The organism is Bacillus sp. R45, assembly GCF_021729365.1.
In the GTDB taxonomy this organism is placed as follows: Bacteria; Bacillota; Bacilli; order Bacillales; family Bacillaceae; genus Bacillus; species Bacillus velezensis.
On record NZ_CP091421.1, the window covers coordinates 2,709,680 to 2,730,818 of the forward strand.

General features: G+C 47.1%; 22 protein-coding genes, 2 tRNA genes, 1 riboswitch and 1 other annotated feature. Of the genes, 2 read left to right on the plus strand and 22 right to left on the minus strand.

The features are described from left to right. Positions 1-9: 9 nt before the first annotated feature. Positions 10-528 carry an acetolactate synthase small subunit gene (ilvN, locus tag L3V45_RS13250; protein WP_003152598.1) on the minus strand — a complete coding sequence of 173 codons (519 nt, stop codon included), beginning with the start codon at positions 526-528 and terminating at the stop codon, positions 10-12. Beyond that, positions 525-2,249 (minus strand): acetolactate synthase large subunit, encoded by a 1,725-nt coding sequence (gene ilvB / locus L3V45_RS13255; protein ID WP_213390973.1) that lies wholly within the window; start codon positions 2,247-2,249, stop codon positions 525-527. Before ilvB ends, ilvN begins: the two co-directional genes overlap by 4 nt. 119 nt (positions 2,250-2,368) lie before the next feature. Next, positions 2,369-2,620: a binding site (T-box leader), on the minus strand. 422 nt (positions 2,621-3,042) lie between these two features. Between ilvB and L3V45_RS13260 the strand changes: the two genes are divergently transcribed. After that, positions 3,043-3,393: a hypothetical protein gene (locus tag L3V45_RS13260; RefSeq protein ID WP_014305527.1), complete on the plus strand. Its 351-nt coding sequence runs from the start codon at positions 3,043-3,045 to the stop codon at positions 3,391-3,393. Positions 3,394-3,432: 39 nt separating this feature from the next. On the opposite strand, the gene L3V45_RS13265 is transcribed toward L3V45_RS13260, so the two are convergent. The 14 genes from L3V45_RS13265 to sdhC all read right to left on the minus strand — a co-directional run bounded on the left by L3V45_RS13265 (position 3,433) and on the right by sdhC (position 12,883). After that, positions 3,433-3,618, minus strand: a complete 186-nt coding sequence (locus L3V45_RS13265; RefSeq protein WP_003152588.1) for a hypothetical protein — start codon at positions 3,616-3,618, stop codon at positions 3,433-3,435. A 250-nt stretch (positions 3,619-3,868) separates the two neighbouring features. Beyond that, positions 3,869-3,942 (minus strand) — tRNA-Arg (locus tag L3V45_RS13270). Between the two features lie 122 nt (positions 3,943-4,064). Continuing rightward, positions 4,065-4,138, minus strand: a tRNA-Arg gene (locus tag L3V45_RS13275). Positions 4,139-4,251: 113 nt separating this feature from the next. Continuing rightward, positions 4,252-4,761, minus strand: coding sequence for a YfcE family phosphodiesterase (locus L3V45_RS13280; protein ID WP_236837033.1), 510 nt, complete (start codon positions 4,759-4,761; stop codon positions 4,252-4,254). A gap of 15 nt (positions 4,762-4,776) precedes the next feature. Then, a complete protein-coding gene (locus L3V45_RS13285) occupies positions 4,777-5,373 on the minus strand; it encodes an XTP/dITP diphosphatase (RefSeq protein ID WP_095315571.1) in 597 nt (198 codons plus the stop codon). 11 nt (positions 5,374-5,384) lie between these two features. Next, entirely contained in the window at positions 5,385-6,122 is a 738-nt protein-coding gene (rph, locus tag L3V45_RS13290) for a ribonuclease PH (RefSeq protein ID WP_003152583.1), read from the minus strand. A 109-nt stretch (positions 6,123-6,231) separates the two neighbouring features. Further along, on the minus strand, positions 6,232-7,317 hold the full coding sequence (locus L3V45_RS13295) for a GerMN domain-containing protein (RefSeq protein ID WP_003152582.1): 1,086 nt from the start codon (positions 7,315-7,317) through the stop codon (positions 6,232-6,234). 107 nt (positions 7,318-7,424) lie between these two features. Next, positions 7,425-8,243 carry a glutamate racemase gene (gene racE / locus L3V45_RS13300; RefSeq protein WP_012118125.1) on the minus strand — a complete coding sequence of 273 codons (819 nt, stop codon included), beginning with the start codon at positions 8,241-8,243 and terminating at the stop codon, positions 7,425-7,427. A 7-nt stretch (positions 8,244-8,250) separates the two neighbouring features. Further along, positions 8,251-8,691, minus strand: coding sequence for a MarR family winged helix-turn-helix transcriptional regulator (locus L3V45_RS13305; protein WP_003152580.1), 441 nt, complete (start codon positions 8,689-8,691; stop codon positions 8,251-8,253). Between the two features lie 186 nt (positions 8,692-8,877). After that, positions 8,878-9,102, minus strand: coding sequence for a spore germination transcription factor GerE (gene gerE, locus L3V45_RS13310; RefSeq protein WP_003152579.1), 225 nt, complete (start codon positions 9,100-9,102; stop codon positions 8,878-8,880). 120 nt (positions 9,103-9,222) lie between these two features. Continuing rightward, on the minus strand, positions 9,223-9,660 hold the full coding sequence (locus L3V45_RS13315) for an acyl-CoA thioesterase (protein WP_003152577.1): 438 nt from the start codon (positions 9,658-9,660) through the stop codon (positions 9,223-9,225). A gap of 59 nt (positions 9,661-9,719) precedes the next feature. Then, a complete protein-coding gene (gene sdhB / locus L3V45_RS13320; RefSeq protein WP_003152575.1) occupies positions 9,720-10,478 on the minus strand; it encodes a succinate dehydrogenase iron-sulfur subunit in 759 nt (252 codons plus the stop codon). A gap of 2 nt (positions 10,479-10,480) precedes the next feature. Continuing rightward, positions 10,481-12,241 (minus strand): succinate dehydrogenase flavoprotein subunit, encoded by a 1,761-nt coding sequence (gene sdhA, locus L3V45_RS13325; RefSeq protein ID WP_003152573.1) that lies wholly within the window; start codon positions 12,239-12,241, stop codon positions 10,481-10,483. Positions 12,242-12,274: 33 nt separating this feature from the next. Then, positions 12,275-12,883: a succinate dehydrogenase cytochrome B558 gene (sdhC, locus tag L3V45_RS13330; RefSeq protein WP_003152571.1), complete on the minus strand. Its 609-nt coding sequence runs from the start codon at positions 12,881-12,883 to the stop codon at positions 12,275-12,277. Positions 12,884-13,179: 296 nt separating this feature from the next. On the opposite strand from sdhC, the gene L3V45_RS13335 reads away from it, so the two are divergent. Beyond that, complete coding sequence (locus L3V45_RS13335) at positions 13,180-13,626, plus strand: YslB family protein (protein WP_003152568.1); 447 nt, start codon at positions 13,180-13,182, stop codon at positions 13,624-13,626. Positions 13,627-13,672: 46 nt separating this feature from the next. Here L3V45_RS13335 and L3V45_RS13340 read toward each other — a convergent pair whose 3' ends face one another. The 6 genes from L3V45_RS13340 to L3V45_RS13365 form a co-directional block, all read right to left on the minus strand. Then, positions 13,673-14,902, minus strand: coding sequence for an aspartate kinase (locus L3V45_RS13340; RefSeq protein ID WP_014305531.1), 1,230 nt, complete (start codon positions 14,900-14,902; stop codon positions 13,673-13,675). A 125-nt stretch (positions 14,903-15,027) separates the two neighbouring features. Next, positions 15,028-15,207: riboswitch (Lysine riboswitch) on the minus strand. 61 nt (positions 15,208-15,268) lie between these two features. Beyond that, positions 15,269-17,041 carry an excinuclease ABC subunit UvrC gene (gene uvrC, locus L3V45_RS13345; RefSeq protein ID WP_024085669.1) on the minus strand — a complete coding sequence of 591 codons (1,773 nt, stop codon included), beginning with the start codon at positions 17,039-17,041 and terminating at the stop codon, positions 15,269-15,271. Positions 17,042-17,183: 142 nt separating this feature from the next. Then, the gene (trxA, locus tag L3V45_RS13350; RefSeq protein ID WP_003152560.1) at positions 17,184-17,498 is read right to left on the minus strand and encodes a thioredoxin; all 315 of its coding nucleotides are present in this window, start codon (positions 17,496-17,498) and stop codon (positions 17,184-17,186) included. A 152-nt stretch (positions 17,499-17,650) separates the two neighbouring features. Next, on the minus strand, positions 17,651-19,141 hold the full coding sequence (locus L3V45_RS13355; RefSeq protein WP_025853172.1) for an alpha-N-arabinofuranosidase: 1,491 nt from the start codon (positions 19,139-19,141) through the stop codon (positions 17,651-17,653). 208 nt (positions 19,142-19,349) lie between these two features. After that, positions 19,350-20,327 (minus strand): electron transfer flavoprotein subunit alpha/FixB family protein, encoded by a 978-nt coding sequence (locus L3V45_RS13360; RefSeq protein WP_015387882.1) that lies wholly within the window; start codon positions 20,325-20,327, stop codon positions 19,350-19,352. A 31-nt stretch (positions 20,328-20,358) separates the two neighbouring features. Next, positions 20,359-21,132 carry an electron transfer flavoprotein subunit beta/FixA family protein gene (locus tag L3V45_RS13365; protein ID WP_025853174.1) on the minus strand — a complete coding sequence of 258 codons (774 nt, stop codon included), beginning with the start codon at positions 21,130-21,132 and terminating at the stop codon, positions 20,359-20,361. Between the last annotated feature and the right edge of the window lie 7 nt (positions 21,133-21,139).

Sequence of the window (21,139 nt, forward strand, 5' to 3'; positions counted from 1 at the left end):
TTTTTTGTGTTATACAATTGAAATTGTTTTATTGGATGACGCCTTCTGCTGGGTTCCCCTCGCAAAAGCCGTTGTGCCCGTTCTCGCGATTTCTTTAATTCCGTAAGGTTTGAGAAGCTCTATGAGCGCTTCGATTTTATTAGATTCGCCGGTAACCTGAACGACGATGCTGTCTCTTGAGACATCAACGACGGAAGCTCTGAACGGCTCAATGATTCCATTGATTTCCGTTCTGGCCGACGGTGCGGAAACAACTTTGATTAATGCCAGCTCACGCTGTACAATCGATTGGTTTGTAATATCCGTCACTTTCAGGACGTCAATTTGTTTGTTAAGCTGCTTTGTCAGCTGCTCTACGTCATTTTCGCCTTCCACATGGACGACAAATGTAATCCTTGAAACACCGCTTGTTTCCGTGTGGCCTACAGTGATGCTTTCGATATTATAGTGTCTTTTTGTAAACAGGCCGGTGATCCGGTTTAATACCCCCGAGCGGTTGACCACCGTTAATGTGATAATGCGTTTCAAGGTTTCACCCCCACCATTTCATGAAGTCCTTTACCCGGCGCAATCATCGGGAATACTTTCTCGCTTTTGGCGACCCGGACGTCAATAACGGCCGGTTCTTTTGATGAAAGCGCCTTTTTAAGCTCTTCTTCCGCCTCTTCTTCCGATGAAATCCGAACGCCTTTAATGCCGTAGGCTTCTGACAATTTGACAAAGTCAGGCTGCGCCGAGAATTTGGATTCAGAATAGCGTTCTTCATAGAAGATTTCCTGCCACTGTCTGACCATGCCCAGACATTCGTTGTTCAAGATAACCACTTTGACAGGAAGATTCAGCTGCCGGATGACATCTAATTCCTGAAGGGTCATCTGAAAACCGCCGTCTCCGAGGATGGCAACGACCGTGGCGTTACGATCGGCCAGCTGCGCTCCGATGGCCGCCGGAAGGCCGAAGCCCATTGTGCCGAGCCCCCCCGAGGTCACCCACTTATCAGCCTTTCGGAAAGGATAAAACTGAGCCGCCCACATCTGGTGCTGGCCGACATCCGTCGCCACAATCGCCTCACCGTTTGTGAATTGGTGAATATACTCAATCAGCTTTTGGGGTTTCAAGCCCTCTTCTCTGTCGTCTGTATACCAAAGCGGATATTCTTCTTTCCATTCTGAAAGCTGCTGTTTCCATTCCTCTGTCTGTCCCTGTTTTCCGTTTTGCTTCAATAATTCCTGAAGGACGATTTTACTGTCGCCGACCACCGGAATCTGCGTTTCGATAATTTTTCCGATTTCAGCAGGATCAATATCGATATGCGCTACTTTGGCCGATTTTGCAAAATGCTTCAGATTTCCGGTCACGCGATCATCGAACCGCGCTCCGATGCTGATCAGCAAGTCACAGTGGTAAAGCGCCATATTCGCTGTGTATGTGCCGTGCATCCCCGCCATTCCCAGAAAAAGAGGATGGTCTGCCGGGAAACCGCCCAGACCGAGAAGCGTGTGCGCTACCGGAATTTGCTGCTGTTCGGCATAATTTTTTAAATCTTCTGAAGCTTTACCGTGCAAAACACCCGCTCCGGCTAAAATAATCGGCTTTTTCGCACTGCTGACAGCTTCCACGAGCTTTCGGATCTGCAGATAGTTAGGCTCTTTTACCGGCTGATAACCCGGAAGGCTGATCTCGTGATCATATCTGAATTCTCCTTCAAATGCTGCGACATCCTTCGGTATATCAATTAATACCGGGCCCGGTCTTCCCGTCGTGGCAATATGGAACGCCTCTTTAATCACACGGGGGAGATCTTCCGGACGGCGGACTTGGTAGCTGTGTTTCGTAATCGGCATCGTAATTCCTAAAATGTCGGCTTCCTGGAAAGCGTCGCTGCCGATGACCGAAGTGGCGACCTGACCGGTAAACACTACGAGCGGCAGTGAATCAATCATCGCATCCGCAAGACCGGTAACTAAATTTGTCGCTCCGGGTCCGGAGGTAGCAATCACAACCCCCGGCTTTCCGGAGACTCTCGCATACCCTTCTGCCGCATGAATCGCGCCTTGCTCGTGGCGGGGCAGGATGTGAACCAATCCTGATTGATACAGTTTATCGTAAATCGGAAGGACGGCTCCCCCCGGATAGCCGAAGATCATCTCGACATTTTCTTTCTTTAATGATTCAATCAGCATCAGAGCCCCGTTCATTGTTTTTGTACAATCGGCAGACAAAGAATCCGCCTGTACATTTGTGCCCATTTTCAGTTCCTCCTTTTCAATGTTCCCTTCTAAAATCCAATTCATAAAACGCAGCGCCGGCTGACGCAAATAAAAAAGCCTTCCCACCCACATTCAGCCAAGCATTTCATGCGATAGCCAAAAGGGGCGAAAAGGCTTTGCTCTCCGCGGTACCACCCTTGTTTACGGTCATATGCAGACCGTCTCATGGATAATGATTATCCGTTTTGATAACGAGTAAACATTGCGTTCACTCGGCCGAGTCCTACTCTTTACATTTCAGACCGGCACTCTGAGGGGAGTTCACTTTGATTTGTTTTACCGGCTCTCAGCGTTACCGGCTCTCTGTGAAAAACTTCAGCAAAGCTACTTATCCTCTTCTGCGCTTTTTATTATGGCAGCTCTTTTATTAAAAAAGAACCTTCATTTGTTTGTTTTTTCAGTGTTTTATGATTTTTCTTTTTAGCGTGAATCATTTATTTATTTTTGTTTGAACTCATATTACGCCCGTTTGCAGACAGTGTCAACAGCATTTTTATAATTATTAGACAATTTAGATTAATCAATCTATTTTGTATACGCTTTCATTACTGATATAAAAGGATCGGCAAATGTTAAAAGTTTTTATATTTTTTTTATTAATCTCTCAAGATTACATGAAATTTTTCCGTTCATATACGAATATGTCACATTTTATTACGCGATTTTTCTCTGTCCTTCCGGCATGCTTGTCAGATATTCCGTTCGATTGAACAGGCTCTTTATACAGACATACGCATACACTGTTCTTATCTCGTAAGAAATGAGTGATGTCATGAATAAGATGTTATCAGGCATGCAGGGCCTGCCTCCTGGATTTCCGCCTTTACCGGTCTTACCGCCGCAGTCTTACTATCCTCCGGCCCCGATGCATACAGCACCATATCAAGGCGGCCCTTCTTTTCAGCAGGGATTTCCGCCATCCGGATACGGACAGCAGACCCCGCAAAGCACACTGTCATTCGCCGGACAGCAATTCGTTCCGTACCCTTATACATCCGGGTACTACGGCCAAACCTTCAGTGACGTCGGCGGAAGCCTCGGCGCCGGGGCACATCCCGGCGCGCTCGGTGGCGGTTTCAGCGGCCATGCCGGGGGCTTCAGCGCTCCGAGCGGATTCAGATGATACAAAAACCGGTCTCACACGGCCGGTTTCTTTTCTTATTCACAGAGTATAACGTTCATTCCACTGATTCATTTCCTGCTCCGTATAGTAATCAGCCCTTGAAACCTCAACAATGATTAAACCGCATTGAGTGATTAAAAATTGTTTCAGTTCCTCAAACAGCTCGTCTTTTCCGCAAAAGATCGTTTCTATATTGTGATTTTTATATGCAAATGCGTACTTCAAAAGCTAATTCCTCCTGCTGTCTTTCTATCAATCATCAACAAAACGTATGATAGAAATCAGATAATTTATCACTCAAGGGCGCCTTAAGTATCTTTATACATATATTTATTACGGTAAATATTACATTAAGTTTCATTTACATTAAAATTACTTTACAATTTTCATCAAATACGGAACTTTTGTTTCGTAAAACTAAAAATAAAATACAAAAAAACCTCAAACCCATTGTCAGGGCTTGAGGTTTTTTATACGTCCCAGGAGAGATTCGAACTCCCGACCGACGGCTTAGAAGGCCGTTGCTCTATCCGGCTGAGCTACTGGGACATGAAAAACAAATATCTGCTGATTATTTTACCATGATATCAGTGAATTGACAATATAGTCATCCGATAAAAAAGGCCAGCGGCATCAGTTTTCACTCTGATGTCACCAGCTCTTTTTTTGTACGTCCCAGGAGAGATTCGAACTCCCGACCGACGGCTTAGAAGGCCGTTGCTCTATCCAGCTGAGCTACTGGGACAGCTTTTGCTTTATGTATCAGCGACAAGATTTATTATATACAGGTTCAAATCATAAGTCAATATTTTTTTAAAAACTTTTGATGGGGAAGAATGAAATCTCCCCCATCACTTGTTAAAAACTGATTGTATTCCCCAAGTCCTTCAATTCCCGACCCGTTTCGTCGTAAAATGTCACGGCGCCTTCTCTTTCTGTAAGAGTAAGAATGGCATAGCTTTTCACATTGCGGACTCTCGGAAGACGGATGCTGCCCGGATTAATCAAAAGCTTGCCCCGAAGCACTTCACTCCCCGCAATATGTGAATGGCCGAAGCAGACGATATCCGCCCCAAGCTCTTCCGCCCGGTAAAAAACAGTTAAAAGTGACTGTTTAATGCCGTGAAGATGCCCGTGAACGGCCAGAATTTTCTTTGAACCGGCATCCAGAAGGAGTTCATCCTGAAACCCGCCGCCAAAGTCGCAATTGCCTTTCACCTTGTGATACGGCGTGAGTGCCGGATGTGCGGCGTCAAGCTCTGAATCACCGCAATGAATCATCAGATCCGCTTCGTCTTCGTGCCGCTTTGCAATCGTCTCCAGCTCGTCTTCAAGGTCGTGACTGTCACTTATTATCAGCACTTTCATTGCATACGCTCCCCCTTATGAATCAAGCAGCTTTGACAGTTTCTTGAGCGCCTCAGCCCTGTGGCTGATTTTGTTTTTCTCAGCGCTTGTCAGCTGGGCCATGGTTTTATCTTTATCTTTTACAATAAAAATGGGATCATAGCCGAACCCGTTATCTCCTTCGGGTCCTTCCGCAATATACCCTTCAACATGACCTTCGACCGTTTTTGTTTCCTGCCCCGGCATGCTGACGGCAAGGGCGCAGCGGAAACGGGCCGTGCGCTGCTCTTTTTCGATGCCTTTTAATTCTGACAGCACCTTGTCCATATTCGCCTTATCATCTTTTGCTTCTCCGGCATAACGGGCTGAATAAACGCCCGGTCTGCCTCCAAGGTTGTCCACTGATAAACCGGAGTCGTCTGCAATGACCATTTTGTTGACGGCTTTTGCCACGGCTTCCGCTTTTAAGATGGCGTTTTCTTCAAAGGTATGTCCGGTTTCCTCAATTTCTTCCGTAAATCCGATTTCCGCCAAAGAAGAGACGCTGTAGCCTTTCGGTTCGAGTATTTCCTTGAATTCTTTCACTTTTCCCTGATTGTGTGTCGCAATAATGACTTCTTTCACGCTGATCAGGCCTCTCTTTCTTATTTCAGTTCAGGCAATGTTTCTCCCAGCACTTCTTTTTGCTTTTGAATAAGCGTCTGGATTCCTTTTTCGGCAAGGCTTAACAGTCCGTTTAAATCTTCACGGGAGAATGTGGCTTCTTCGCCCGTCCCTTGAAGCTCTACAAAACGTCCGCTTCCCGTCATGATGATATTCATGTCGACTTCAGCCGCCGAATCCTCTTCATAATTCAGATCTAAAAGAAGGCCTTCTTCTTTATCCATCCCGACAGAAATGGCCGCGAGATAATCTGTCACGGGAGAGGTTTTGATAACGCCGCTTTTTACGAGTTTGCCGGTCGCAATGGCCATTGCCAAGAATGCGCCGGTAATGGAAGCCGTTCTTGTTCCGCCGTCAGCTTGAATGACGTCACAGTCGATCCAAATCGTCCGTTCGCCGAGCTTCTCCAAATCAACGACGGCCCGGAGCGCGCGCCCGATCAGCCGCTGAATTTCCATCGTTCTGCCGGAGACCTTTCCTTTTGAAGATTCTCTTATCGTTCTTTGATTCGTCGCGCGGGGAAGCATGCTGTATTCCGCTGTGATCCAGCCTTTTCCTCCGCCGCGTAAAAATGGCGGCACCCGGTCTTCCACAGACGCATTACAGATGACCTTTGTATTTCCCGCTGTAATTAAAACAGAGCCTTCCGGGTGAGTGATAAAATCCAAATCAAATGTGATAGGGCGCAGCTCATCGTGCTGTCTTCCGTCGTGTCTCATATTTTACCTCCGATTATATGTACATAAACCTTTTGTTCCGGATTGCGAATAAAGAAAGAGGCAGCCGGAACGCTAACCTCTTTTTTACTAGTATATCAAAAATCGCAAATTAAAAACTACCCGTATTCACTTGTGCCGGCCTCGAAACAGGTTTTGAAAGGGATTCTCCTTTTTCATTCACCAGTTCTGATTTTCCGTTTACTTTTATAGAAACACTTTTAATCGACGGCTGTTCGGTTAACGTGAGAACGATGCTGTCCAGTACGCCCGATGACACCATTTTTGTTTTTTCGTCGGCGCTTCCGTAAATAGAGCTGTTAAAGTCCAGTGTAACCTGGCCGTCTTTCACTTTCGGCTTGCTGAGAAGCTTAACATCGTTATTAAAGTCCGTCAAAAGCCCGCTTGCTTTGCCCGGTCCGTCGGTGAGCTGTTCAACGGCAGCGGTGATGTCATTTGTTTCCGAATTGTCAATCCGCTTTGTAACAGGCACGTAGTATTCGCTTGTCTCTGTTTCCGCCAGATAATATACAGTCAGCGGATGGGTGTCTGTCAGATCATTCACTCCGGCCGTTTCAATATTAATCCCGTCTTTTCTGCTTAAGTCGCCCGTAATCGGCGTGCCGCCCACAGGCATTTCTTTCAGTTCGTGCCCGTTGATTCTGATTTTGACTTTATCTATTGAGCTGAATTGGGTAAGCGTCCACGTAATCGATTGCAGGATTTTTTGTTCGTCTTCTTTTTTATAGTTTTTAAATTCCTTCGAAAAATCAGCGACGGCAGTGCCGTCTTTTTTAATATCGACATTTACCGTCGTATCCGCAGGGAGCACCGCTCTGAAGCCGTTCGGCAGGATTTCTGATACAGGCCCTCCCTGAACCAAGTACTCAAGGGCCTGCTTTGCGGTTCCCTCACTGTTTGGAAGAGGCAGTGTCTGTGCTGCGACATAGCCGTTTTTATCAATCAGATACAGTTCTCGCATGACTGTATTGGCCGGCTGGTCGGCTTTAGAAGTGCCGTTTTTCTCTGACTGCTTTGGTTTTGCCTGAATTCCCGCTTCATCCTTTACATATGAAATGTCTTGAGGCGGGTCAATTTCCCCGGCTGTTTTATCGGATTGAAATAAACCGCATCCAGATAATACAAAAGCCGAAGTAAGACATGTTGCAGCAATGACTGCAGGTCCTTTTTTCAGCATACTTTTCCCTCCTAAGGCTGTTTGTACTATGATGTATACGAGCCCTGTCCGGGAAATAGACCGGGAAGCGCAAAAAAACCCGCTGTAAACAGCGGGGTTTTTTTGATTTATTTTCTGACCGGCTCTTGAAGGGAGATGCACTCGACATGGCCGATTTCGTGACCGAACCAGTCTTCGGCAATTTTTGCGAAGCCGTTCCGCTCTCCCGTTGTAAGAAATTGATGCTCCGGTGCATGTTTCGATTGGTTTAACAAACCTTTATAAGACAAGATGGTGCTCACTTCTCTCGCCGTCTCGTCTCCGGAGGAAATGATTTTCACATGCTCTCCCATATAATTCTGAATCGGGTCTTTTAAGATCGGATAATGCGTACATCCTAAAATCAAGGTGTCAATTGATGTACCTTTTAAAGGTTCAAGCGATGCTTCAACCGCTTCCTCCGCTGATTCCTGAAGAAACCGTCCGCTTTCCACAAACGGCACGAGCAGCGGACAAGCCGTGTTCTCAACTTGAAGTTCTGCGTTTAACCCGAGCAGCGCCTGCTCATACGCTCTGCTTTTAATGGTATTGACCGTGCCGATGACGCCGATATGCTGGTTTTTCGTGACCTTTATCGCCGTTCTCGCACCCGGCTGAATGACGCCGACAACCGGAATATCCGTTTTGCGCTGAATATCCTCCAAGGCAATGGCCGTGGCCGTATTACAGGCGATCACGAGCATTTTGATATGGTGGTTTTCCAGCAGGTAATCGGTCATTTCCCACGTGTATTGAAGAACTTCTTCTTCAGGACGCGGGCCGTACGGGCAGCGTTTTGTATCTCCCACATAGATGATATTTTCCTTCGGTAGCTGTCTCATGATTTCCTTAGCAACGGTTAACCCGCCAACCCCGGAATCAATGACTCCTATCGGCTGTTCCAACAAAATCGCCTCATTTTCTTTTCATTTCATGCTGTAGTTTCAATAATGATTTTTCGAAAGCGGCTGTTTCTTCTTCGGAAAATGTCGCAAACATATCCCGCAAATAAGCCTGTCTTTTCAAAATCACTTCTTGGATAATGCGCTCTCCTTCAGCGAGAAGATGAATTCTGACGACCCGTCTGTCAGCCGGGTCTTTGACCCGCTCGACAAGCTTATTTTTTTCCATGCGGTCTATCAGATCCGTCGTCGTGCTGCAAGCCAAATACATTTTGCCTGATAATTCGCCTATTGTCATATCCCCCAATTCATAAAGCCATTGAAGCCCCACGAATTGCGGCGGTGTAATTGCATATTGGTTAAGGATTTCTCTTCCTTTTTGTTTAATGATCGCAGCGATATGGCGGAGTGATTTTTCGATATCCGCAACATGCTCTACAGATTTTGATGTCATTTGTCCATCCCTCACTCAAGGATCTTTCTGGGCTATGCGCTCCGTGTCTATTTTCCTTCTTTTTTTAAGAAAATGCAAGACTGACGGAGAAAAAGGAAAAACCGGGATTTTCACCGCATGCCCATCAGCCCGGGCGCCAACGCAAATAACCGGCTCCTTCTCGTAAAGAAGGAAAACCGGCAAGAATCAGAGCTCTAGCTCACCCATTCTAAGAAGCTCGACAACAGCTTGCGAACGCCCTTTCACACCTAACTTCTGCATGGCATTTGAAATGTGATTCCGTACAGTTTTTTCACTGATAAATAGCTCGCTTGCAATTTCCTTTGTTGTCTTGTCTTGAACGAGCAATTCGAATACTTCTCTTTCTCTTTTGGTCAGCAGCGGCTTTGATTGAAAATCTTTCTCCTTCAAGTATTGTAACCCTCCTTGCTAAGGTGAGAGCGAATCTGAAACGAATGGGTTTATATAGTCAAGATATCATATGTAAAGGGCGCTTCGGAGGTGACGTCTCTTAGAGAAATAGTTATCCGTTCAGGCGAGCAGAATGCCTTTCTCCCGCTCCGTCCAGCTGACCGCTTTGCCGCTTTTTTTCGACACTTGAACCATAACGACGGAACCTGTAAAGCACGGCAGGCCCGACTCATTTTCTCCAAGGTAATGAAGGGTGACGGACGCATTTCCGGCAGCGCTTGCTTTCACATAAATCCGCAGATTTTCATACGGCATCACCTGACGCATATAGTCGCACTGCTGGCTTGCGACGACCGTCATCGTTTCCGAGTTTTGCGCCGTCATGCCCCGCTGTTTAAAATAAGCGATCCGTGCTTCTTCAAAATAGATGAAAGGGGTTACATTATTCATATGGCCGAACATATCCGTTTCTGAAAAACGAACCGATACTTCAGTAAAGAAAGAAAACGACTGTCTCCATTCTTCAAACGGGATATCAATATATTGCGGTTGTTTCATCACCTTCAGCTCCTTATAAAAAAACCTCTCCCGTGCGGAAGAGGCTCTTTTTCTCTTTCTTATACTCTGTCGCTTCCGAAGAAATTACGGAATGCTTGTAAATTGGTATCTCTGTTCAAAGCAGCGATTGAAGTCGTAAGCGGAATGCCTTTCGGGCAGGATTGAACACAGTTTTGTGAATTCCCGCAATCTCCGAGGCCGCCGTCTGTCATTAAAGCTTCTAAACGTTCTGCTTTGTTCATCGCGCCCGTCGGATGGGCATTAAACAGACGCACTTGTGACATCGGGGCAGGCCCCATGAATTTCGACTTGCTGTTGACGTTCGGGCAGGCTTCAAGGCAGACGCCGCATGTCATGCATTTAGACAATTCATATGCCCACTGGCGGCGTTTTTCCGGCATTCTCGGCCCCGGCCCCAAATCGTAAGTTCCGTCAATCGGCACCCATGCTTTCACTTTTTTCAGTGAATCAAACATTCTGCTGCGGTCAACCTGAAGGTCACGGACAACCGGGAATGTTTTCATCGGCTTCAGACGGATCGGCTGTTCCAGCTTATCAATCAGCGCCGTACACGACTGGCGCGGTCTTCCGTTGATGACCATGGAGCAGGCGCCGCATACTTCTTCAAGACAGTTCATGTCCCATGCGACCGGAGTGGTTTTCTCTCCTTTTGCATTCACGGGATTTCTGCGGATTTCCATCAGGGCGGAAATCACGTTCAGATTCGGGCGGTAATTGATTTCGAATTCTTCATCGTATGGCGCGCTTTCGGGCGTATCCTGGCGTGTAATGATAAACCGTATCTTTTTCTCACTCATGATTATTTCGCCACCTTCTTCTTCGAGTAGTCGCGTTTACGGGGCGCAATCAGTGATACATCGACATCCTGATATTCAAATTCTGGAGCTTCAAACGGACCGGCATGTTTAGCCATCGTCGTTTTGAGCCACTCATCGTCATTTCTTTCAGGGAAATCCGGTTTATAGTGCGCTCCCCGGCTTTCATTTCGGTTATATGCGCCGAGCGTGATGACTCTGGCAAGCTGAAGCATATTGGAGAACTGGCGGGTAAACATCGCCCCTTGGTTGCTCCATTTTGTCGTATCGTTGATATTGATTTTCTTAAAGCGTTCCATCAGCTCTTGGATTTTGTCATCCGTTTTCAAAAGCTTGTCGTTGTGGCGGACCACCGTGACGTTGGCCGTCATCCATTCTCCGAGCTCACGGTGAAGCACGTAGGCATTTTCGTCGCCGTCCATCTTCATGATATCGGCCCATTTTTCTTCTTCTTTTTTCACATAGGAATCAAATAATGAAGAAGACAGGTCTTCCGCTGATGTTTCAAGTCCGGAAACATATTTCACCGCATTCGGTCCGGCCACCATTCCTCCGTAGATGGCGGAAAGCAGAGAGTTCGCCCCTAAACGGTTTCCTCCGTGCATTGAATAGTCACATTCACCCGCTGCGAACAGTCCGCGGATGCTTGTCATCTGATCATAATCAACCCACAGTCCGCCCATCGAATAGTGAACGGCAGGGAAAATTTTCATCGGAAGCTTGCGCGGGTCATCGCCCATGAATTTTTCATAGATTTCGATAATGCCGCCAAGCTTAACGTCAAGCTCTTTCGGATCTTTGTGCGACAGATCGAGATACACCATGTTTTCTCCGTTGATGCCGAGTTTCTGATTCACGCACACGTCAAAGATTTCACGTGTCGCAATATCCCGCGGCACGAGGTTTCCGTAAGCCGGATATTTTTCCTCGAGGAAGTACCAAGGTTTTCCGTCTTTGTACGTCCAGACTCTACCGCCCTCGCCGCGCGCCGATTCACTCATCAGACGCAGTTTATCGTCCCCCGGGATTGCTGTCGGGTGAATTTGGATAAATTCGCCGTTTGCATAATAAGCGCCCTGCTGATAGACGATTGATGCGGCAGATCCCGTATTGATCATGCTGTTTGTTGATTTTCCGAATACGATTCCGGGTCCTCCCGTCGCCATAATAACGGCGTCAGAACGGAATGACTCGATTTGCATATTGGTCAGATTTTGGGCTACGATACCGCGGCACGTGCGCTCATCGTCAAGAACGGCGCCGAGGAATTCCCAGCCTTCGTATTTTGTGACGAGACCCGCCACTTCATATCTGCGCACCTGCTCGTCCAGTGCGTAAAGAAGCTGCTGACCCGTCGTCGCTCCCGCATAAGCGGTTCTGTGATGCTGTGTACCCCCGAAACGGCGGAAGTCCAAGAGCCCTTCCGGCGTTCTGTTAAACATAACCCCCATGCGGTCCAATAAGTGGATAATGGACGGCGCCGCTTCACACATCGCTTTTACAGGAGGCTGGTTTGCCAAAAAGTCGCCTCCGTATACCGTGTCATCAAAATGCTCAAACGGAGAGTCTCCTTCCCCTTTTGTGTTGACAGCTCCGTTTATCCCGCCCTGCGCGCAGACCGAGTGAGAGCGTTTGACCGGAACGATGGAAAACAATTTAACGGCCGTGCCTGATTCCGCTGCTTTAATTGTCGCCATGAGGCCGGCTAGACCCCCGCCGACTACGATAATGCTTGATTGACTCATGATAGCCCCTCTCCCTCTAGTAATCTAGTTCTCTTACACAAACGCAAAAATCGCTTTTAAACCTACGTATGAAAGCGCTAAAAATATAATCAGCGTCACGTAAGTCGAAATTCTTTGAGAACGCGGCGTAACCGTGATCCCCCATGTGACCGCAAAAGACCATAAGCCGTTTGAAAAGTGGAAAATGACCGATAAAACGCCTACAATGTAAAAACCGAGCATAAACGGCGAGCTCAGAATATTCGCCATCATATCGAAGTTGACTTCAGCGCCCATCTGCGCGGCAATCCGCGTCTGCCACACATGCCAGCTGACGAAAATAAGGGTGAGAATACCAGTGACACGCTGAAGCACAAACATCCAGTTTCTGAAATAACTGTAGTGGCCAGCGTTGTTTTTCGCAGTAAATGCTATGTACACACCGTAAACCGCATGATAAATTAAAGGTAAGAAAATAATAAAAATTTCTAACGCATACCTGAACGGCAGACTGTCCATAAAGCCGGCCGCCTTGTTAAACGCATCCGCTCCCCTTGCGGCAAATTGGTTGACGACTAAATGCTGGATCAAAAAGATGCCGACCGGAATAACACCGAGCAAGGAATGCAATCTTCGAAAATAAAACTCTCTGTTCCCAGACATTACTTTACCCCCTGTTTGATTTAAGTGCGAAATGTACTAAAATCTCTGCCCCCACTTCGTTTCAATTGTAAGCACTTTATTAAAATTTATTGACAATTTCATTTTACTCCTCCCTCAAAAGGGCGTCAAGAAAACGTGTACATAAATTATAATTTTCGGAATTGATTATCTGGAGGGAAAATTTTATTTTCCTGCGATATCTTTCTCACATTTTTTCGCGTGTTTTATAGGATCATCCTGTAATCCTCCCCCCTGTTTAAGCTATAATAAACGAAGGAGAGAGGGGAATACATAATATGAAGAATAATTATGAAGCAGCTTTAGAACCTTTAACTGAACTCGACGTCAGCGCATACGGCTACGAATTAATCCGGGAAATCGTGCTTCCGGATATCCTCGGTCCGGATCATTCATCGATGATGTATTGGGCGGGAAAACGCCTCGCCCGCAAATTTCCTCTTCAATCGTGGGAAGAAATCCCCGCCTTTTTTGAAAAAGCCGGCTGGGGAACTTTGACAAACGCAGGATCGAAAAAACAAGAACTGGAATTTGAACTGGAAGGACCGCTCGTATCCAGCAGGCTCAAACATCAGAAAGAGCCTTGTTTCCAGCTTGAAGCCGGTTTTATAGCCGAACAGATTCAATTGATGAACGATCAGATTGCAGAATCTTATGAACAGGTAAAAAAGAGAGCGGATAAAGTCGTCCTGACTGTAAAATGGGATATGAAGGACCCTGTATAATTGAAAAAGGCGGTGACTCAAAAGTCCCGCCTTTTTGCCTGCCCGTTTATACGGCAGACGGCTGTTTAGACAGCTCAAACGCATCATGAAGCGCTTCGACCGCTTTCACCATATCATTTTCGCTGACAACCGCTGATACTTTTATTTCGGATGTGCTTACCATTTTGACTTGTACATTTTTTTCCGCCAGTACGGCAAACATGTCCGCGGCGACGCCGGGATTTGAAACCATGCCCGACCCGACAATGGAGACTTTCGCCAGTTTTCTTTCGGTTTCAATTTTTTCATAGTTAAGCGCGTTTTTATATTCTTCAAGCACGGCGACCGTTTGGGCGGCATCTTCCGTTTTCACTGAGAAAGAAATATCCGCTTCCCCATCATCCGACTGTGTCTGAATAATGATGTCAACGTTGATGTTTCGTTTTGCCAGCGCGGTGAAGATTGTTGAAAGTGTTGTCAGTCCGCTTGCAAGGCCCGTGACGGACACCCTTGTGATCTGGTCTTCAAATGCAATTCCTCTGACGATTAAATTCTGCTCCATTGATGATTCCTCCTCAATTAATGTTCCGGCTTCATGTTCCGTGCTTGACCGCACTTCTAAAGGCACTTGGTAGTTTTTCGCGAACTCAACCGCCCGCGGGTGAAGAACACCCGCTCCGAGATTTGCAAGTTCCAGCATTTCATCATAAGAAATCCCCGCCAGTTTTCTCGCTGACCGGACATACCGCGGATCTGTCGTAAATACGCCCGGAACATCTGTATAAATGTCGCATTTATCCGCTTCCAGCGCTGCTGCAAGAGCGACCGCCGTCGTATCGGAACCGCCCCGTCCGAGCGTCGTGATGCCGCCGTCTTCCGTTACGCCCTGAAAACCGGCAACGACTGTAATTTTGCCTTCTGCAAGCTGCGAACGAATCGCCGTGATATCAATATCCGTAATTCTCGCATTGCCGTGAACGGCTTCCGTGCGGACACCCGCCTGCCAGCCCGTATAAGAGACGGCGTCATATCCTTTTTCCTGAAGCGCCATGGCCAAAAGCGAAATCGTGACCTGCTCCCCCGTAGACAAAAGCATATCCATCTCGCGTCTGCTTGGTTCAGATGTGATTTCAGCCGCGAGGTTAACGAGCGCGTCGGTTGATTTTCCCATTGCCGAAACGACGACTACGACATCATGGCCTTTTTGCTTTTCAGCAATGGCGCGATTTGCGGCATTTTGAATTTTTTCGGCAGAGCCGACGGAAGTGCCTCCGAATTTTTGTACGATAAGACCCATACTAGACCACCCTTTACATTTTGGTTCGTGCGGGTGAGGAGAAAAGAGCGTTTTGTCCACAATAAAAAAAGCAATGAGAGGAATAGCTCTCATTGCTTTTTCATATCAGTACGATTGATTATGAACAACGAGATAGCCCTCCAAGAAAATGAATTCTTGACAGCCTTACATTTATTTAATGCAAGGCCAGCAAATCACACCGATGGGATGTGATACACTTCGGCGACGCTCCCCTTTCAGCCTTTTTCGCAGAATCCATCATTCTCCAAAGGCTTACTATTGAAGTTCGCACCTCTATCTTCACCATATAACACGATCTTATGAAATTAGTTCACATTCTAGCAGATTTTTCAGAAAAGCACAATACTATTTTTTTAATTTTTCAAACAGCAGCTGGGCCGCCGCGGCCGGCACACCGGCTTTTTTGATATCGTCAAGGCTTGCTTCCTTCATCTTTTTGACAGATCCGAAATGTTTTAAGAGCATTTTTTTTCGTTTTTCGCCGATTCCGGGGATATCATCCAGAACGGATTGAAAGACGCTTTTTCCCCGGATCTGTCTGTGAAAGCTGATCGCAAAACGGTGAACTTCGTCCTGAATGCGCTGAAGCAGGTAAAACTCTTGGCTGTTCCGCTCCAGAAACACCGGTTCAAGCGGGTCGCCGATCAAAAGGTTCGATGTCCGGTGCTTATCATCTTTCGCCAATCCCGCTACCGGGACATCAAGGCCGAGCTCATTCTCGAGCACGTCGCGCGCCGCGTTAATCTGCCCTTTTCCGCCGTCAATGATGATTAAATCCGGCAGCGGAAGATTTTCGCGGAGCACCCTCGTGTATCTTCTTCTGACGACTTCCCTCATTGAGCCGTAATCGTCCGGCCCTGTTACGGTTTTAATTTTATATTTGCGATATTCCTTTTTATTCGGTTTTCCGTCTATAAAGACAATCATGGCCGATACGGGGTTTGTGCCTTGAATATTGGAGTTGTCAAACGCTTCAATCCGATGCGGGGTGTAAATATTCAGTGCGTCGCCGAGCCGTTCGGCTGCACCGATTGACCGTTCCTCATCCCGCTCGATTAACGAGAATTTTTCCCGCAGGGCGATTTTCGCATTTTTGTGCGCAAGCAAAAGCAGCTCTTTTTTCGGACCTTTTTTCGGCTGATGCACGGCGGTTTCCAACAGCTCGCCGATCATGTCCCTGTCAACGCTGTCAGGCACCAGAATTTCCTTAGGCAGAAAGTGATTGTTTTTGGAATAGAACTGGCCGATGAAGGTCAGAAACTCTTCATCCGCTTCCTGATACATCGGAAACATGCTGACATCGCGTTCGATCAGTTTTCCTTGGCGTATAAAAAAGACTTGGACGCACATCCAGCCTTTATCGTAGGCATATGCAAACACATCGCGGTCCAGAAGGTCATTCATGGTCATTTTCTGCTTCTCCATCGTCGATTCGATGTGAGCAAGCTGGTCGCGGAATTCTTTAGCCCGTTCAAATTCAAGCTTTTCGGCCGCTTCTGCCATTTTCGCTTCAAGCTCTTTTTTGATTTCGTTATGCCCTCCCTTTAAAAAACGGGTGATGTCTTCAACAATCTCGCGGTTTGTCTCCTCAGATATATCCTTTACACATGGGGCGAGGCATTGGCCGAGATGATAATAAAGACAGACGCGGTCCGGAAGCTTTGAGCATTTCCTGAGCGGGTAAAGGCGGTCCAGCAGTTTTTTCGTTTCCCGCGCCGCCTGCACATTCGGATACGGGCCGAAATAGCGTCCCTTGTCTTTTTTGACATTCCGGGTGACAATCAGCCGAGGATGACGTTCATGGGTGATTTTAATAAAGGGATAGGTTTTATCATCTTTCAGCATGACATTGTATTTCGGATCGTATTTTTTAATCAGATTCATTTCCAAAATAAGCGCTTCAAGATTGGAGGAAGTCACGATATATTCAAAGTCCTCAATCTCCGTCACAAGCCGTTGGGTTTTCGCGTCGTGAGAACCGGTGAAATAAGACCGCACCCTGTTTTTCAAGACTTTCGCTTTCCCCACGTAGATGACTGTTTTTTGACGGTCTTTCATTAAATAACAGCCCGGCTGATCGGGAAGGAGGGCCAGCTTTTCTTTCAGTTGTTTATTCATACGTTACCCTTCCTTACATTCATTTCTCGTGTCCATTCAGTGTATCACGAACATTTGTTTTTCTCCATTCTCAGCTTTTGGAAGATCAAAAAAGGCGATTCCCTTTCAAAGGAATCGCCCTGCCGTAACGGAAGCTTTCGGCTTACAGATGTTTGTTTACAAGCTCTTCAAGAGCTTCTTTCGGTTTGAAGCCGACAGATGTTTCAACGACTTCTCCGTCTTTTAGCACGAGAAGTGTCGGGATGCTCATGACGCCGTATTTACCGGCAGTTTCTTGGTTTTCATCCACGTCGATTTTGACGATTTTCAGTTTGTCTCCCATTTCTTGATCAAGCTCTTCAAGAACGGGCGCGATCATTTTACAAGGTCCGCACCAAGGAGCCCAGAAATCAGCCAATACGACACCTTCACTTGTTTCAGCTGAGAACGATTGATCAGTTGCTTTTACGATAGCCATTTGTTATTCCTCCAATTGTCAAATGATGATTTTTAGTATAGCATCTCCCATTCGTTCATGCTAATTTAATGCTTATATTATTTTCTCCCGAACCCGCCGGAAATAATCTTATTTATACAGTGTATTATAACCGGGCGGCGGGCGTTCAAAACTTAAGATGGACCTGCAGGCAGCGTGATTAATACAATCGCCATCGGAGGAAGCTCTGCCTCAAGTTTTCCTCCCTTTTGAGCAAACCCGGAAAACGGCTTCGGTTTGACGTTTTCCGGACTGCTGAATGTATTGTGGGCATTCATTTTTTCCGCGTGCAGAATCGTTCCCGAAGGCGTCCCTGTCTTTTTCATGCCCCGCAGTTCAATCTTCACGTCAGCTTTGTGCAGATGATCGATATTGCAAATGCTGATATGTATGTCTCCGTTCTGCTGTTTGGACGCTGAAATGCTGACTTGCGGGAGCCGGCCGTCATTCCATTCGTACCCGGCTGCATTTGTTTCTGCCGCCAAAAGAGATGCGTCCTGGTGCACCTTAAACATATCGAACACATGATACGTCGGCGTCAACAGCATTTCTTTCCCTTCTGTCAGGATCATTGCCTGAAGCACGTTGACGGTTTGCGCGATATTGGCCATCTGTACGCGGTCTGCGTGCTGATGAAAAATGTGAAAATGCACGGCGGCGACAAGGGCGTCGCGGATCGTATTCTGCTGATACAGAAAGCCCGGATTTGTGCCCGGCTCAGGATCAAGCCACGTGCCCCATTCATCAATGATCAGCCCGACTCTTTTTTCGGGATCGTACTGATCCATGATGGCGCTGTGCCTTGTGATCAATTCATCCATATGCGCCGCTTTTTTCATCGTGATGAACCATTCATCTTCCGTAAACTCCGTCGCTGATCCTTTCCCCTTCCAGAAGTCGCCCGGTATTGTGTAATAATGCAGGCTCAGTCCGTCCATGAGATCCGCGGCTTTTTTCATTAAAGTTTCAGTCCAGCGGTAATCGTCGACATTCGCGCCGCCGGCAATTTTATAGATTTCATTACCGCTGTAATTACGGACATAGGTTTGGAAGTTTCTGTAAAGGTCAGCATAATACTCAGGATGCATGTTTCCGCCGCAGCCCCAGTTCTCATTTCCTATTCCGAAATATTTCAGCTTCCACGGTTTTTCCCGCCCGTTTTCTTTTCTCCAGTCGGACATCGGCGTGCCCGCTTCAAACGTCATGTATTCAATCCAATCAGCCATTTCTTTAACCGTTCCGCTGCCGACGTTTCCGGCGATGTACGGTTCGCATCCGAGCAGTTCACAAAGCATCATAAACTCGTGCGTGCCGAATTCATTAAAATCAATCGTCCCGCCCCAATGGGTATTCAGCATTGTTTTGCGTTTCCCTACGCCGTTTGCCCAATGGTATTCATCAGCAAAACAGCCGCCCGGCCATCTGAGGACGGGAATCTGAAGCTGCTTGAGGGCGGCGGCGACATCCGTCCTGACCCCTCCGGTATTCGGAATATCGGAATCTTTTCCGACCCAGATGCCCTCATATATGCCTCTTCCCAGGTGTTCCGCGAAATGTCCGTATATGTTTTTATTAATGGTTCCCCGTGTGATATCAGTTTGAATGACTGCCGTATTGTGAGACAAACTTGATCATTCCTTCCCCTTAATAAGAATGAAAGCACTACAGCCGATCTATCTGGGATGTATGCTGTATGGATAAGTTTGTAAGCGCTTTACAAAAGCTTATTACATTGGTTCGTACATGTCAATCTGTTGTTTTATTAATCTATAATTTGTACGAACTAATTAACACAAACCAAAACCCTCTGACAAATAAGCCAGAGGGTTTTGATTATGAATGAATATTGGCATTTTTAAATTCCTGAGTCAGAAGCGGAACCACTTCGAACAAATCGCCGACAATTCCGTAGTCCGCTATTTTAAATATTTCCGCTTCCGGGTCTTTGTTAATGGCAACGATGACCTTACTGTTTGACATGCCCGCCAAATGCTGAATCGCTCCGGAAATGCCGCAGGCGATATACAAATCCGGCGTGACGACTTTTCCCGTCTGGCCGATTTGAAGAGAATAGTCGCAGTAGTCCGCGTCACACGCGCCGCGCGAAGCGCCCACCGCTGCTCCGAGCACCTCGGCAAGTTCTTTTAACGGTTCAAATCCATCTTTGCTTTTTACACCGCGGCCGCCTGCTACGATAATTTTCGCTTCTGATAAATCCACGCCGTCCGCCGTTTTTTTGACTACTTCTTCAATGACCGTCCGCAAATCTGCCGGAGGCGCCGCAAGCTCTTCAATATCCCCCGTCCGGTTCGCGTCTTTTTCTAATGCCTGAATATTATTCGGACGAATTGTCGCCAGAATGAAAGGATCGGTTGAAATCACCTGTTCAAAGGCTTTGCCGGAATAGATCGGTCTTGTAAAAACGATGTTATCTCCGGTAACGCTTACATCCGTGCTGTCTGAAATCAGCCCCGTTTCAAACCGGGCCGCAAGCTTAGGTGACAAATCTTTTCCCATAGAAGTGTGGCCGAAAATGACCGCATCAGGCTTTTCATTTTCGATCAAATCCCCGAGAATTGCGGCATATCCGTCCGCCGTATACTGAGAAAGCCCCGGCGAATCGGCCGTAAATACTTTGTCGGCGCCGTACTGAATGAGTTCTGATGCTGCATCAGCCGCGCCCTTTCCCATCAGCACGCCGATGACATCTCCTCCGCCGGAAATGGTTTTGCCTGCGGCTATGGCTTCAAAGGTGACGTTCCGTAAGGCGCCGTCACGAATTTCTCCGAGTACGATCACTTTTTTTCCCATTCTGACATCCCCCAGTTTCTTTAATATCAGTTTATATGACTTTGGCTTCTTTTCTCAGCAGTGATACAAGCTCCTTCGCCTGCTCAGCGGCTTCTCCTTCGATCAGTCTGCCCGCTTCTTTTTGCGGCGGCAGAAAACGTTCGATCGTTTTGAGCTTCGGTGCGGCATCATCTTCATCAATGCCGAGATCATCGAGCTCAAGTTCTTCCAGCGGTTTTTTCTTCGCCTTCATAATGCCCGGAAGCGACGGATAGCGCGGCTCGTTTAAGCCTTGCTGTGCCGTGATGACTAAAGGAAGTGAGGTTTTAATGATTTCGGTATCCCCTTCGTTGTCTTTCTCTGCCGCAGCTTCATCGCCGCTGATTGTCAGTTTTGTAATCGTTGTGACGCAAGGAGTGTTCAGCAGTTCGGCAAGCCTTGGAGCCACTTGGCCGGAACCGCCGTCAATCGCGACATTTCCGCCGAGAATCAGATCATATTCCCGGTCCTTGAAATAATGATATAAGATAGTTGAAACGGAGTATTGGTCAGGATCGCTCAGATCATCTTCAATATTGATTAACACCGCCTGGTCACAGCCCATCGCAAGGGCGGTTCTCAGTTCTTTCTCCGCATCTTCTCCGCCGACGGTTACGGCGGTCACGGTTCCGCCGTGCTCTTCCTTCAGCTGAATGGCTTCTTCAATGGCGTATTCATCATACGGATTAATGATAAATTCGGCCCCGTCCTCCTGAATCTTTCCTGCTTCAATGACGATTTTCTCTTCTGTGTCAAACGTCCGTTTCATCAGTACAAATAGATTCATATTCTTA

Excerpts from the sequence above, each read along its gene's own strand:
- L3V45_RS13335 (WP_003152568.1), top strand. The coding sequence starts at position 13,180 with ATGAAGAATAATTATGAAGCAGCTTTAGAACCTTTAACTGAACTCGAC.
- L3V45_RS13280 (WP_236837033.1), bottom strand. The coding sequence starts at position 4,761 with ATGAAAGTGCTGATAATAAGTGACAGTCACGACCTTGAAGACGAGCTG.
- L3V45_RS13360 (WP_015387882.1), bottom strand. The coding sequence starts at position 20,327 with ATGGGAAAAAAAGTGATCGTACTCGGAGAAATTCGTGACGGCGCCTTA.
- L3V45_RS13340 (WP_014305531.1), bottom strand. The coding sequence starts at position 14,902 with ATGGGTCTTATCGTACAAAAATTCGGAGGCACTTCCGTCGGCTCTGCC.
- L3V45_RS13260 (WP_014305527.1), top strand. The coding sequence starts at position 3,043 with ATGAATAAGATGTTATCAGGCATGCAGGGCCTGCCTCCTGGATTTCCG.
- rph (WP_003152583.1), bottom strand. The coding sequence starts at position 6,122 with ATGAGACACGACGGAAGACAGCACGATGAGCTGCGCCCTATCACATTT.
- L3V45_RS13315 (WP_003152577.1), bottom strand. The coding sequence starts at position 9,660 with ATGAAACAACCGCAATATATTGATATCCCGTTTGAAGAATGGAGACAG.
- sdhA (WP_003152573.1), bottom strand. The coding sequence starts at position 12,241 with ATGAGTCAATCAAGCATTATCGTAGTCGGCGGGGGTCTAGCCGGCCTC.
- sdhC (WP_003152571.1), bottom strand. The coding sequence starts at position 12,883 with ATGTCTGGGAACAGAGAGTTTTATTTTCGAAGATTGCATTCCTTGCTC.
- ilvB (WP_213390973.1), bottom strand. The coding sequence starts at position 2,249 with ATGGGCACAAATGTACAGGCGGATTCTTTGTCTGCCGATTGTACAAAA.
- sdhB (WP_003152575.1), bottom strand. The coding sequence starts at position 10,478 with ATGAGTGAGAAAAAGATACGGTTTATCATTACACGCCAGGATACGCCC.
- L3V45_RS13305 (WP_003152580.1), bottom strand. The coding sequence starts at position 8,691 with ATGACATCAAAATCTGTAGAGCATGTTGCGGATATCGAAAAATCACTC.
- L3V45_RS13295 (WP_003152582.1), bottom strand. The coding sequence starts at position 7,317 with ATGCTGAAAAAAGGACCTGCAGTCATTGCTGCAACATGTCTTACTTCG.
- trxA (WP_003152560.1), bottom strand. The coding sequence starts at position 17,498 with ATGGCTATCGTAAAAGCAACTGATCAATCGTTCTCAGCTGAAACAAGT.
- uvrC (WP_024085669.1), bottom strand. The coding sequence starts at position 17,041 with ATGAATAAACAACTGAAAGAAAAGCTGGCCCTCCTTCCCGATCAGCCG.
- L3V45_RS13365 (WP_025853174.1), bottom strand. The coding sequence starts at position 21,132 with ATGAATCTATTTGTACTGATGAAACGGACGTTTGACACAGAAGAGAAA.